The organism is Lelliottia nimipressuralis (assembly GCF_004115925.1).
Taxonomy (GTDB): domain Bacteria; phylum Pseudomonadota; class Gammaproteobacteria; order Enterobacterales; family Enterobacteriaceae; genus Enterobacter; species Enterobacter nimipressuralis.
The window spans coordinates 193089-206019 of the sequence record NZ_SDDX01000002.1; the positions used below are offsets into that span (position 1 = coordinate 193089).

General features: G+C 55.7%; 11 protein-coding genes. 4 read left to right on the forward strand and 7 right to left on the reverse strand.

Annotation, left to right across the window (positions count from 1 at the left end; translation table 11 throughout):
- Positions 1-9: 9 nt before the first annotated feature.
- Together ETG88_RS03315 and ybaK are read left to right on the forward strand one after the other, a co-directional pair.
- Positions 10-804: a TraB/GumN family protein gene (locus ETG88_RS03315; protein ID WP_129034599.1), complete on the forward strand. Its 795-nt coding sequence runs from the start codon at positions 10-12 to the stop codon at positions 802-804.
- A 201-nt stretch (positions 805-1005) separates the two neighbouring features.
- Positions 1006-1485, forward strand: a complete 480-nt coding sequence (gene ybaK / locus ETG88_RS03320) for a Cys-tRNA(Pro)/Cys-tRNA(Cys) deacylase YbaK (protein WP_129034601.1) — start codon at positions 1006-1008, stop codon at positions 1483-1485.
- Between the two features lie 139 nt (positions 1486-1624).
- Here ybaK and ushA read toward each other — a convergent pair whose 3' ends face one another.
- The gene (gene ushA / locus ETG88_RS03325) at positions 1625-3277 is read right to left on the reverse strand and encodes a bifunctional UDP-sugar hydrolase/5'-nucleotidase UshA (RefSeq protein WP_102104266.1); all 1653 of its coding nucleotides are present in this window, start codon (positions 3275-3277) and stop codon (positions 1625-1627) included.
- 163 nt (positions 3278-3440) lie between these two features.
- Here ushA and ETG88_RS03330 point away from each other — a divergent pair, with 163 nt between their 5' ends.
- Positions 3441-4661: an MFS transporter gene (locus tag ETG88_RS03330; protein ID WP_100777360.1), complete on the forward strand. Its 1221-nt coding sequence runs from the start codon at positions 3441-3443 to the stop codon at positions 4659-4661.
- 232 nt (positions 4662-4893) lie between these two features.
- Positions 4894-6570, forward strand: coding sequence for a YbaL family putative K(+) efflux transporter (ybaL, locus tag ETG88_RS03335; protein ID WP_129034604.1), 1677 nt, complete (start codon positions 4894-4896; stop codon positions 6568-6570).
- A gap of 73 nt (positions 6571-6643) precedes the next feature.
- Here the strand turns inward: ybaL and ETG88_RS03340 are convergent, their stop codons facing one another.
- The 6 genes from ETG88_RS03340 to ETG88_RS03365 form a co-directional block, all read right to left on the reverse strand.
- Positions 6644-7948, reverse strand: a complete 1305-nt coding sequence (locus ETG88_RS03340) for an inosine/guanosine kinase (RefSeq protein ID WP_100777362.1) — start codon at positions 7946-7948, stop codon at positions 6644-6646.
- Positions 7949-8010: 62 nt separating this feature from the next.
- Positions 8011-8973: a ferrochelatase gene (hemH, locus tag ETG88_RS03345; RefSeq protein ID WP_102104267.1), complete on the reverse strand. Its 963-nt coding sequence runs from the start codon at positions 8971-8973 to the stop codon at positions 8011-8013.
- 154 nt (positions 8974-9127) lie between these two features.
- Positions 9128-9772 (reverse strand): adenylate kinase, encoded by a 645-nt coding sequence (adk, locus tag ETG88_RS03350; protein ID WP_100777364.1) that lies wholly within the window; start codon positions 9770-9772, stop codon positions 9128-9130.
- Between the two features lie 194 nt (positions 9773-9966).
- Entirely contained in the window at positions 9967-11841 is a 1875-nt protein-coding gene (gene htpG, locus ETG88_RS03355; protein WP_129034605.1) for a molecular chaperone HtpG, read from the reverse strand.
- A gap of 110 nt (positions 11842-11951) precedes the next feature.
- On the reverse strand, positions 11952-12557 hold the full coding sequence (gene recR / locus ETG88_RS03360) for a recombination mediator RecR (RefSeq protein ID WP_129034607.1): 606 nt from the start codon (positions 12555-12557) through the stop codon (positions 11952-11954).
- Positions 12557-12889 (reverse strand): YbaB/EbfC family nucleoid-associated protein, encoded by a 333-nt coding sequence (locus ETG88_RS03365; protein WP_052283815.1) that lies wholly within the window; start codon positions 12887-12889, stop codon positions 12557-12559. The genes recR and ETG88_RS03365 overlap by 1 nt, the downstream gene beginning before the upstream one ends.
- Positions 12890-12931 lie beyond the last annotated feature (42 nt).

Consider the following 12931-nt stretch of genomic DNA (forward strand, 5'->3'; position numbering starts at 1 on the left):
GGAGCGCGTATGAGTCTGTTTAGTCGTATAAAAACCACCTTCCGCGCTTTGTTTCCCCGCCGCTATCCCTGGCCGGGGCTGGATATTTCACTCCCGGGCGGGCAGCATCTGCACCTGGTCGGCAGTATCCATATGGGCACGCGCGATATGTCGCCGCTGCCACCGGCACTGGTACAACTGTTGCGCAAAGCCGATGCGCTGATCGTCGAAGCCGATATTTCCGGCAGCGAATCGCCGTTCGCCAATCTCGATATCCCGCCGCCGCTGAGCGAGCGTCTCAACGAATCGCAGCGCGCCGAGCTTGAACGTGTGGCCGATGAGCTGGGGCTTTCTTTATCCCTTCTGGAAACGCAGCCCCTGTGGCAAATCGCCATGGTATTGCAGGCGACGCAGGCTCAACGACTGGGTTTGCGCGGGGAGTACGGTATCGACTACCAGCTCCTCAACGCCGCGCGTGCGCGTAATCTTGCCATTATTGAGCTGGAGGGCGCCGACAGTCAGGTTGCTCTTTTGCGCCAGCTTCCTGAGGATGGCCTGCTGCTGCTGGATGATACCCTTACCCACTGGCACACCAACGCGCGTCTGTTGCAGATGATGATCAGCTGGTGGCTGGAGACGCCGCCGACTAACGGCAAGCTGGAACTGCCCTCGACCTTCAGCGAATCGCTGTACGATGTGCTGATGCATGAGCGCAATCAGGCCTGGCGAGAAACGTTGCAGGCTCTGCCCGCCGGGCGTTACGTGGTGGCCGTGGGGGCGCTGCATTTGTATGGCGAAGGGAATTTGCCGTCACTGTTGAAATAAAAAAAATGGCCAATATTTCTATTGGCCCGTCAAAGAGGAATTTCATCGTTATTATTATGCCGAAGGAGACCTTCGGTCAGAGCCGATTGTCGCTCAAAGTAACCATCACTGCCAATACTATTGCGCAAGATGGTGCTATTTTTTAGACAGCAGTCAGGCGTATGCTGAGCGCGTAAATTGTCTGTGGTAAGAAGGATCATTATGACTCCCGCCGTTAAATTACTCGAAAAAAACAAAATTCCTTTCCGTATCCATATCTACGATCACGACCCCAGTGAGACAAACTTTGGTGACGAAGTGGTGCGTAAGCTGGGCCTGAACGCGGATCAGGTCTATAAAACGCTGCTGGTGGCGGTGAACGGTGATATGAAGCACCTGGCCGTGGCGGTGACGCCTGTGGCCGGTCAGCTGGATTTAAAGAAAGTCGCCAAAGCGCTGGGCGCGAAAAAGGTCGATATGGCCGATCCGATGGTTGCGCAACGCACGACCGGCTATCTGGTGGGTGGAATTAGCCCTCTCGGGCAGAAGAAACGCCTGCCGACATTGATTGATGCGCCGTCGCAGACCTTTGACACTATCTACATTTCCGGCGGTAAGCGCGGGCTGGATATTGAGCTGACGGCGGGCGATCTGGCGAAGATGCTGGATGCGACGTTCGCGGATATTGCGCGCCGGGATTAAACGCGCAGCCCCCTTAGCGGGCCAACGTTCAGGCGTGAATTTAGTCTCTACACCCTGACAGCGCAGGAACCCGCGTACACATCGTACATACGGATTCCGGACGCTGCCCGAGTTCAAAAAGGGCGAACAAAATAGCCCGTTACTGCCAGCTCACCTCGCCTTTCGGCTCGTAGGCATTCACATCCAGCGGAGAATTCTGCTGGATGTACTGCTTAAGCACTTCGGCGTCGATAAAGCCGGTGTTGACGTAGCCCGGTTTGTTGTCGATATGCGGATACCCGTCGCCGCCCGTAGCGTTAAAGCTTAATGTTGCCATGCGGTAGGTTTTAGCGGGATCGACCGGCTCACCTTTGATTTTCAGATCGTTAAGCGTGCCGTTTTTAGCCGTAAAGCTGACGTTAGCAAATTGCGGATAGGCCCCGGAGTCCGGCTTCATTTGCGCAACGGCGGTGAGATAGTCGATCACCTCTTTTCCGCTCATGTCCGCATACACCACGATGTTGCCGAACGGCTGAACCTTCAGCACGTCTTTGTAGGTAATATCGCCGCCGTCGATGGAGTCACGCACACCGCCGCCGCTCATGACGGCAAAATCAGCACCGGTGCGCGCCATTTGTGCCGCCAGCAGCAGACGGCCCATGTTGGTCTGCACGAAGCGGACCTTGCTGCGATCGCCTTCGAGTCGGCCATTCACCGTACCGATTTTCACATCAAGCTGCGCTTTACCTTTGTTCTGGAATGGCGTCAGCAGCGACAGCATCTGGGCGTTTTCAGCAATTTCCGGGGTGTAAAGTACGCGCTCACTTTTCCCGTCGTCGTAGGTCACTTTCTTCTTCAGGTTCACCGGGATCAGCTGGTAGCGCACCATTTTCATTTCGCCATTGCGGAATTCAAAATCTGCGCGCCCCACGTATTTGCCCCACTCGTGCGCCTGAACAATCCAGATCCCGTTCTGGCGATCCGGTGCGCACGGTGTGCCCGGCACGTAATCAACCTGCTTTTTATTCTCCGATGCCATGCACACTGGGTTTTGTGAGTGACCACCCACAATCATCGCCAGCGAGCCTGCTGGCAGGCTGCGCGCCATTTCTACGTCGCCAGGCGCGTTCGAGCCGTGCTCGCCGTTGTCGTAGTGCCCCATATGGGTGGTGGCGATAATCACGTCTGGTTTTTCGTTTTGATTCAATTCCTGAATCACCAGCTTCGCTTCGTCAGCCGGTTTGCGGAATTCAATATCCGTGAAATATTCCGGATTACCAATTTTCGCCGTGTCATCGGTGGTTAACCCGATCACCGCGATTTTCAGATCTTCTCGTTTGAACAAGGCCCAGGGTTTAAACAGGCGCTCGCCGGTACTCTTCTGATAAATATTGGCCGAGAGGAACGGGAATTTGGACCATTTTTCCTGCTGGCGCAGAACGGTTAGCGGGTTATCAAACTCATGGTTACCGACGGCCATCGCGTCATAGCCGATTAAATTCATGCCGCGGAAATCCGGCTCGGCGTCCTGCAAATCGGATTCCGGCACGCCGGTGTTGATATCGCCGCCAGACAGCAACAAGACGCTGCCGCCCTCAGCCGCCACCTCTTTACGAATACCGTCCACCAGCGTTTTTTGTGCGGCCAGACCGTACTCGCCGTATTCGCTACGCCAGAAATGGCCGTGGTGATCGTTGGTATGGAGAATGGTTATTTTATAGGTTTTATCTTTTTCGTACGCCTGTGCAGGCTGGCTTGCCAGCGCCCATGCGGCTATCAGCGCCAGTGCGACGCCTCGCTTCATTAACTTCATATTCTCGCTCCCTGACCAAAAGACAAACGCAAAAATTACAATGAGTAAGAAGAATAGACAAATATGTTTTCAGAATTGCGACTTTCTTCAAATCTCGCGCACAGGTATGTTAGCGGGATAATAATGACATCCTGCACTTCTCCTAAAAATAGACGTGGTATTTATGGCAATCAGTGAATCGACTCCGCCTGTTACGGGCACTCCGGCGTCCGCGCCGAAATCGCGCACCGCATTTGGTATTTTGGGTGCCATCAGTCTGTCGCATCTGCTTAACGATATGATTCAGTCGCTGATTCTGGCGATCTATCCGCTGCTGCAGTCAGAATTTTCATTAACCTTCGTGCAGATCGGGATGATTACGCTGACCTTCCAGATGGCGTCGTCCCTGCTTCAGCCGGTAGTCGGCTACTGGACGGATAAATATCCGATGCCGTGGTCGCTGCCTATTGGCATGTGCTTTACCCTGAGCGGGCTGGTGCTGCTGGCGCTGGCAGGAAGCTTTGAGATGGTGCTGCTGGCTGCGGCGCTGGTGGGTACCGGTTCGTCGGTCTTCCATCCGGAGTCCTCGCGCGTTGCGCGTATGGCGTCAGGTGGACGTCATGGGCTGGCGCAATCCCTGTTCCAGGTCGGCGGCAATTTTGGCAGCTCCCTCGGCCCTTTGCTGGCCGCCGTGGTCATTGCCCCCTACGGGAAAGGTAACGTTGCGTGGTTCGTCCTCGCGGCGCTGCTGGCCATCGTGGTGCTGATCCAGATCAGCCGCTGGTACGCGGCTCAGCATCGGGTAAACAAAGGGAAACCTAAAGCCGTGATTATCAATCCGCTTCCGCGCGATAAGGTTATTCTGGCGGTGAGTATCCTGCTGGTGCTGATTTTCTCGAAATACTTCTATATGGCGAGCATCAGCAGCTATTACACCTTTTATCTGATGGAGAAATTCGGATTATCGGTGCAAAACGCCCAGTTCCACCTGTTTGCTTTCCTGTTCGCGGTTGCGGCGGGAACCGTCATTGGCGGCCCTGTGGGTGATAAAATTGGACGTAAATATGTGATTTGGGGCTCTATCCTCGGCGTAGCGCCTTTTACCCTTGTTTTACCCTATGCAAGCCTTGAATGGACGGGGATTTTAACCGTGATCATTGGCTTTATCCTCGCGTCCGCGTTTTCCGCTATCCTGGTGTATGCTCAGGAGCTGATGCCGGGCCGTATTGGCATGGTTTCCGGGCTGTTTTTCGGATTTGCGTTTGGGATGGGAGGCCTTGGTGCAGCTGTGCTGGGGCTGGTTGCAGACCATACGAGCATCTTCCTGGTCTATAAAATCTGTGCTTTCCTGCCACTTCTGGGGATACTGACCATATTCCTGCCTGATTATCGCCATAAGGCGTAGTTTCTCTGCGGTCAAAGTAAACTTTGGCCGCACCTCTCACCTACTGCCATAAGGCTTTCCTCTTCATCCCTCCGGTAATTTGTCCTAATCTGCTTTTTTTAACGCTTATTGCTGTTTTCTTCAAATTTCAACAATTATTCATAAACATAATGGCCGAAATTGTCATAAACTATTAATCGGCTTTTTGGTTTTTACGCCAAAAATGGAACACCCCACGACGAAAGGAGACGGAATGCATCACGCCACACCGCTTATCACCACCATTGTAGGTGGACTTGTGCTCGCTTTTATCCTTGGCATGATCGCCAACAAATTACGTATTTCTCCTCTCGTGGGCTATTTATTAGCGGGTGTGCTGGCGGGTCCGTTTACGCCGGGTTTTGTTGCGGATACCAAACTGGCTCCTGAACTGGCGGAATTAGGCGTGATTCTGCTGATGTTCGGCGTGGGCCTGCACTTCTCCCTGAAGGATTTGATGGCGGTAAAGCATATCGCCATACCCGGCGCAATCGCCCAGATAGGCGTGGCGACGTTGCTGGGGATGGCGCTTTCCGCTCTGCTTGGCTGGTCGCTGATGACCGGTATTGTATTCGGGCTGTGTCTCTCAACCGCCAGTACCGTGGTGCTGCTGCGCGCGCTTGAGGAGAGGCAACTGATAGACAGCCAGCGCGGGCAAATCGCCATCGGCTGGCTGATTGTTGAAGATCTGGTGATGGTCCTGACGCTGGTTCTGCTGCCTGCCGTCGCCGGTATGGTTGAACAAGATAACGTCGGCTTTGCCACGCTGACGCTGGATATGAGCATTACCATCGGCAAAGTGGTCGCCTTTATCGCCATTATGATGCTGGTGGGCCGCCGTCTGGTGCCGTGGATCCTCTCCCGCAGCGCCGCTACCGGCTCTCGCGAACTGTTTACGCTGTCGGTGCTGGCCCTGGCGCTCGGTATCGCCTTCGGTGCCGTCGAGCTGTTTGACGTCTCCTTTGCGCTGGGTGCGTTCTTCGCAGGTATGGTGCTGAACGAATCCGAGCTGAGCCACCGCGCGGCGCACGATACGCTGCCGTTGCGTGATGCGTTTGCGGTGCTGTTCTTCGTCTCTGTCGGCATGCTGTTTGATCCGCTAATCCTGATCGAGCAGCCGCTGGCCGTGCTGGGCACACTGGCGATTATTATCTTCGGTAAATCCGTGGTGGCATTCGGCCTGGTCAGATTGTTCGGCCACTCACCGCGCACCGCGCTCACCATCGCCGCAAGCCTGGCGCAGATTGGTGAGTTTGCCTTTATCCTGGCAAGCCTCGGCATGGCGCTGAACTTGCTGCCACAGGCCGGGCAGAACCTGGTGCTGGCGGGAGCGATCCTCTCCATTATGCTCAACCCGGTGCTGTTTGCCCTGCTTGAGAAATACCTCGATAAAACCGAAACGCTGGAAGAGCAGACGCTGGAAGAAGCAATTGAAGAAGAGAAGCAGATCCCGGTGGATATCTGCAACCACGCTCTGCTGGTCGGCTTTGGCCGCGTCGGGAGTCTGCTCGGTGAGAAATTGATGGCGCAGGGCATTCCGCTGGTGGTGATTGAAACGTCACGCACCCGTGTGGATGAGCTGCGCGCACGCGGCATCCGCGCGGTGCTGGGTAATGCGGCGAACGAAGAGATTATGAATCTGGCGCATCTCGACTGTGCGCGCTGGCTGCTGCTGACCATTCCGAACGGCTACGAGGCGGGTGAAATCGTGACCAAGGCACGGGAGAAGTGCCCGACTATCGAGATCATTGCTCGCGCGCATTATGACGATGAAGTGGAATACATTACCGAACGCGGGGCGAATCAGGTGGTGATGGGCGAACGTGAGATTGCCAATACCATGATTACATTGATTGAGAAGCCACCAATTGAAGAGGCGGTAACGGGTTAAACGTCTTCGTTCTGCCCCCTCTCTACGCGAGAGGGGGAACAATCTTCCCTCACCGCCAGGGCGAGGGAAACCATCAACGATCCCAGTACGACTCTTCCAGACTGTCTTCCCGTTCCGGCAAGCCACGCGTTAAGCGCGGGGAGTGCTGATTCAGCACCTGATAGCTCACGCGGTTCGCGTACTTACACACCTGCGCCAGCGACGAATAGGTCAGCCAGTTCAACTGGTGTTTGCTCGAATTAGGGACGTTGGTGCGATGATAGGCGTTCGCAGTGATGTCGTGCAGCAGGGCGGCCAGCGCGCCATCGCCTGCGCCATTGGTGTTCATGATCTTCTCGGGTCCGCCCATGTACGGGGCAATGTGCGAGAAAATACGCAGCGGATTCACGCAATCTTTGTGGCGCATCGCGCGGCTGAACTCGTACTGGTTGAACTCGGCAATCGCCCCCGGTAGCAGCGGGTGCTGGGTTTTGCGTTTGTTCTCTTCTTCGGTAAACCCGGCCATAAACAGCCCGATCGGGCCTGCGGTGCAGAGCACCAGGTCTACCCAGTCCAGCGCCTTATCGGCGGCCAGCAGCGGGTCGCTTTCACCCGTCAGGGCTTCAGCCTCTTCTTCGTTCATCGCCAGAATCGAGACGTGCTCTTTCAGGAACGCCTGCCACCACTCCGGGTTATCGGCGATCACAAACTTGGTACCCAGCGTCAGCACCACCGGCACGTTGTATTTCTTCGCATACTCCACCGCCTTCATGGTCGCTTCCGGCATCGGTTCGCCGGGCTTGCAGCGTACCAGATAGGAGGTAAGCACCAGCGCGGAGGCACCGGCAATCACCTCTTCCGGAATACTTTCCGCGCGCAGTTTGTTCATGTGCCCAGGGCTGATGGCAAAGGTTCGCTCGCCGGCGTCGCTGATCAGCGTAAAACAGCGGCCAATGGCCCCATCGACGCCCTGCAGGTAGTTCAGATCGGTGCGGCTGGAGGTGTTGCAGAGGTAGCGGTAGGCGTAGCCACCGATTTCGATATTACGGCACATGACGCCCAGTAAGACGGAGCGGTCATCGGCCAGCACCGAGTAGTTGTGCATGGTATTGCCGATGGTGCCACCGGCAAACTGGTGAGTGATCAGGTTTTCGCGCACCAGCTCCTGATACAGGGCTTCGGCAACATCATCTTCGATCACCAGCGAATGCCCGGAACTCAGCCCATAACGTGCGACAAACGCATCATCCACTTTTGCTTCGATATCCACCAGCGTCTGATCGATACCGACCACCCAGGCTGCGTTAGTTTCTTTGACCGGCTGAATTTGTTGCAGCAGCGGATCGCGGGCGTTGACGGGGAAATAGTGTTTGGACTTGCGTTTACCGGGAAATTTCATGATCAGGGCTGCGAGTGACTATTGGGCCGGAAATGGTAGCACAAACCCGGCCCAATACGCGATTAGCGGCTGCCGGTCACCAGCGCCGCCATCATCTCAATATGTTCCGGGGAGTCATTAAGTGCCGGAATATATTCATACTTCGTGCCGCCTGCTTCGAGGAAGAACTCCCGGTTTTGTACCGCGATCTCCTCCAGGGTTTCGAGGCAGTCCGCCGAGAAGCCCGGCGACATCACCTGAACATGTTTCACGCCCTTCTCGCCCAGCATTTTGAGCGTTTCATCGGTGTATGGCGTCAGCCACGGCTCACGGCCAAAGCGCGACTGGAAGGTCATCATCACCTTTTCCGGCGGCAGTCCGAGAGCAGAAACCAGCTCGCGGGTGGTGTCGCGACAGCGCTGTGGATAGTCATCGCCTTCATCGGCGTACCGCTGCGGAATACCGTGGTAGGAGAGCAGCAGCAGATCCGGCTCGCCGTGTTTTTCAAACGAGGCGCGCGCACTGCTGACCAGCGCCGCGATATACAGCTCGTTTTCGGCGTAATCGCGGATAAAGGTAATACCTGGAATGCGGCGACGGGTGGCAAGAATGCGCGCCAGTTCGTCCCAGACGGCGGCCACCGTCGAGCAGGAGTATTGCGGATAGAGGGCCAGCACCACGATATGATCCACGTCCTGCGAAAGCAGTTCGTCGACCGCGCTTTCCAGCGACGGTTTGCCATAGCTCATTCCGAGGGCGACGGGCATATCCGGTAAACGGGCGGCCAGCGCTTTTTCCTGACGACGGCTGTAGACCATCAGCGGCGAGCCCTCTTCCATCCACACCGACTGGTAGAGTTTAGCCACACGGGGGGAACGAATCGGCAGAATGACACCGCGCAACAGCGGCCACCACAGCAATTTTGGCGTATCCACCACGCGGGAGTCGCTTAAAAACTGTCGCAGATAACGTTTAACTGCCGCAGGGGTAGGTGCTTCTGGAGTGCCCAGATTGGCAAGCAGGATGCCGGTTTTCGCCTGACTCATTCACGCCTCTTAACCATTTGAATAGCTAATGATTGTAACTGAAAAGCGGGGAAACGGAACCCATTGCAGCAATAGGTGGAGCGGGGATTGTCGGAGGGTGGCGTAAACGCCTATCCGGCCTACAGAATTCTAAGCAGGCCGGATAAATCGCACATTAGCCGAGGATTTTTTCCAGCTCTGCGCGCACGTCAGCCACGGCTTTGGTGCCGTCAACTTTCGCGTATTTGGTGTTACCGGACTGCGCTTCTTTCGAATAGTAGCCGATCAGTGGCGCGGTCATCTGATGGTATTCCACCAGGCGTTTACGCACGGTCTCTTCCTGATCGTCTTTACGCGTGGTCAGCTCTTCGCCGGTCACGTCGTCTTTGCCTTCCACTTTCGGTGGATTGAATTTGATGTGGTAAACGCGGCCGGAAGCAGCGTGAACGCGACGACCGATGATGCGGTCAACGATCAGTTCGTCAGGCACGTCGAATTCCAGAACGTAATCCACGTTGATGCCCGCTTCTTTCATGGCGTCAGCCTGCGGAATAGTACGCGGGAAGCCGTCCAGCAGGAAACCGTTGCGGCAATCTTCCTGAGTGATGCGTTCTTTTACCAGTGCGATAACCAGTTCATCAGTCACCAGTTTGCCCGCGTCCATAATGTCTTTCGCTTGTTTGCCCAGCTCGGAGCCAGATTTAACAGCGGCACGCAGCATGTCACCCGTAGAGATTTGCGGAATACCGTATTTCTCCATGATGAACTGAGCCTGAGTTCCTTTACCCGCGCCCGGAGCGCCAAGCAGAATAATACGCATTGCGAAAATCCCCTCAAAAGTTGGTTCAATATTTCAAAAAGCGCTAAACAATACCATCAGAACGGGTATCGCTCAAGGAAGGCGGGACGGCTGAAACGGTTAACGGGGGAGATTATTTTGGTTAGTGCGGTTTGGTGCCCTCACCCTGGCCCTTTCCCTCGGGGAGAGGGAGAAGACCAGGGGAGGCCGGGTGATTACGCCATCAACAGCGCATTCACACGTTTGATGAACAGGTTTGGATCTTCCAGCGTGCCGCGCTCGGCCAGCAGGGATTGATCCAGCAGCAGCTCAACCCACTCTTTAAACTGCGTTTCGTCCTGGGTATCCGCCGCGCGTTTAACCAGCGGGTGATCCGGGTTCAGTTCAAAGATGTATTTCACTTCCGGGATCGCCTGGCCCGCAGCGGCGAACAGTTTCGCCATCTGAGTGCCCATTTCATCCGCATCGGTGGTCACAATCGCCGGAGTATCGGTCAGACGGTGGGTGAAACGTACCTCTTTCACGCGATCGCCCAGCAGGGTTTTCACACGCTCAACGAATGGCTCCAGCGCCTTTTCCGCCTCTTTCGCCGTTTCGTCCACTTCATCCGCCAGCTTGTCGATAGATTCGTCAGCTTTCGCCACGGACTGGAAGGACTTACCGTCGAACTCGGTCAGGTAGTTCATCATCCACTCATCGATGCGGTCGGAAAGCAGCAGGACTTCGATGCCTTTCTTACGCAGCAGTTCCAGATGCGGGCTGCTCTTCGCGGCGGCATAGCTGTCTGCGGTGATGTAGTAGATCTTCTCCTGCCCTTCTTTCATGCGGGACACATACTCTTCGAGAGAGACCGTCTGCTCGGAAGAGTCAGTGTGCGTAGAGGCGAAACGCAGCAGTTTGGCGATGGCTTCCACGTTCGACGAATCTTCCGCCGGGCCTTCTTTCAGCACCAGGCCGAAATGTTTCCAGAAGGTCTGGTATTTTTCAGCGTCGTCTTTCGCCAGTTTCTCAAGCATCTGCAGGGAGCGTTTGGTCAGAGCGTTACGCAGGTTACGCGTGACGGTGCTGTCCTGCAGGATTTCACGAGAGACGTTCAGCGGCAGATCGTTGGAATCTATCAGACCACGCACAAAGCGCAGGTAGTTCGGCATGAACTGCTCAGCGTCGTCCATGATGAACACGCGCTGCACGTACAGCTTCAGGCCGTGCTTGTGATCGCGGTTCCACATATCCCACGGCGCCTGGGCCGGGATGTACAGCAGGCTGGTGTACTCCTGCTTCCCTTCCACGCGGTTGTGGCTCCAGGTCAGCGGATCGGTAAAGTCGTGGGCGATGTGCTTGTAAAATTCGTTATATTCGTCGTCTTTAATCTCAGACTTGTTACGCGTCCACAGCGCCTGGGCTTTGTTAATTTTTTCCCATGAAACTACGGTTTCGCCGTCGACTTCTTCGGTTTTTTCGATCTCTACCGGCAGCGCGATGTGGTCGGAGTATTTGCCGATAATAGAGCGCACGCGCCAGTCATTCAGGAAATCGTCTTCGCCTTCGCGCAGATGCAGGGTGATCTCGGTCCCGCGATCGGCTTTGGTGATGTCATCAACGGTGTATTCACCTTCACCGTGAGATTCCCAGAACACGCCGTTTTCTGCGCTATCGCCCGCTGCACGGGTGCGCACGGTCACTTTGTCGGCCACGATAAAGGCGGAGTAGAAGCCCACGCCGAACTGGCCGATCAGCTGGCTGTCTTTCGCCTGATCGGAGCCCATGGACTCAAGGAAGGATTTGGTGCCCGATTTCGCGATGGTCCCGAGATGATCGATCACCTCGTCGCGGTTCATACCAATACCGTTGTCGGCAATGGTCAGGGTGCGGTTTTCTTTGTCAAAAGAGACGCGCACGCGCAGCTCGCCGTCACCTTCATACAGATCCGGGTTGGACAGCGCGCGAAAACGCAGTTTGTCCGCCGCATCTGAGGCGTTCGAGATAAGCTCACGCAGGAAGATTTCTTTATTGGAATACAGGGAATGGATCATCAGGTGCAGAAGCTGTTTTACTTCTGACTGGAAACCACGGGTTTCTTGTCCTTTCATCTAGATCGACCTCAACAATGCCATTTAATGGGGTTTGAACACGTTGAGAGTGAGATGGGGATAGCGGGGAAGAATTTCAAGCGGAGGCCAGGGTTCCAGCCTCCGTTTGGTCAGAAAATAAGCTTGTGACGACCAGCCAGAGAGTGAGACAGCGTGGTGCCGTCCACCATTTCCAGCTCACCGCCAACCGGCACGCCGTGGGCGATTCGACTGGCCTGCACGCCGTACTGCGCGCACAGTTCACCGATGTAGTTCGCGGTCGCTTCGCCTTCCACCGTCGGGTTGGTGGCGAGGATCACTTCGGTCAACGTCTCGGCTTCCAGACGCTGCTCAAGGCGATCGAGACCGATATCGTCAGGGCCAATGCCATCCAGCGGAGAGAGATGGCCCATCAGCACGAAATAGCGGCCCGAAAACTGCCCGGTTTGCTCTATGGCGTAGATGTCCGCCGGACTCTCCACCACGCAAATCAGGCCGTTTTCCTGACGACGCGGGTTCGAACAGATATTGCACACATCCTGCTCGGTAAAGGTACGGCAGTCCGCACAGTGACCGATTTCCGACATGGCGCGGGTGAGTGCCTGCGCCAGGCGCATCCCGCCGCTGCGGTCGCGCTGTAAAAGCGTAAACGCCATGCGTTGCGCTGATTTCGGGCCAACGCCCGGCAGGCAGCGCAACGCTTCCATTAACTGCGTGAGCAGCGGACTGGTTTGCATCAGAACGGCATCTTAAAGCCTGGCGGCAGCTGCATCCCGGAGGAGACAGAGGCCATTTTCTCTTTCTGGGTTTCGTCGATACGGCGCGCGGCATCGTTAAATGCGGCAGCGACCAGATCTTCCAGCATATCTTTGTCGTCTTCGAGCAGACTTGGGTCAATTTCCACGCGACGGCAGTTATGCGCGCCGTTGATGGTCACTTTGACCAGACCTGCACCGGATTCGCCAGTGACTTCCAGCTGTGCGATCTCTTCCTGCATTTTCTGCATTTTGTCTTGCATCTGCTGGGCCTGTTTCATCAGGTTACCCAGACCGCCTTTACCACCAAACATAGGCTTCTCTCTTAAGTAGTCACGTTAAGGACAACGACCGGG

Coding starts and splice junctions, on each gene's coding strand:
- adk (WP_100777364.1), bottom strand. CDS start 9,772: ATGCGTATTATTCTGCTTGGCGCTCCGGGCGCGGGTAAAGGAACTCAG.
- ETG88_RS03330 (WP_100777360.1), top strand. CDS start 3,441: ATGGCAATCAGTGAATCGACTCCGCCTGTTACGGGCACTCCGGCGTCC.
- ushA (WP_102104266.1), bottom strand. CDS start 3,277: ATGAAGTTAATGAAGCGAGGCGTCGCACTGGCGCTGATAGCCGCATGG.
- hemH (WP_102104267.1), bottom strand. CDS start 8,973: ATGAGTCAGGCGAAAACCGGCATCCTGCTTGCCAATCTGGGCACTCCA.
- ybaL (WP_129034604.1), top strand. CDS start 4,894: ATGCATCACGCCACACCGCTTATCACCACCATTGTAGGTGGACTTGTG.
- ETG88_RS03340 (WP_100777362.1), bottom strand. CDS start 7,948: ATGAAATTTCCCGGTAAACGCAAGTCCAAACACTATTTCCCCGTCAAC.
- recR (WP_129034607.1), bottom strand. CDS start 12,557: ATGCAAACCAGTCCGCTGCTCACGCAGTTAATGGAAGCGTTGCGCTGC.
- htpG (WP_129034605.1), bottom strand. CDS start 11,841: ATGAAAGGACAAGAAACCCGTGGTTTCCAGTCAGAAGTAAAACAGCTT.
- ybaK (WP_129034601.1), top strand. CDS start 1,006: ATGACTCCCGCCGTTAAATTACTCGAAAAAAACAAAATTCCTTTCCGT.
- ETG88_RS03365 (WP_052283815.1), bottom strand. CDS start 12,889: ATGTTTGGTGGTAAAGGCGGTCTGGGTAACCTGATGAAACAGGCCCAG.
- ETG88_RS03315 (WP_129034599.1), top strand. CDS start 10: ATGAGTCTGTTTAGTCGTATAAAAACCACCTTCCGCGCTTTGTTTCCC.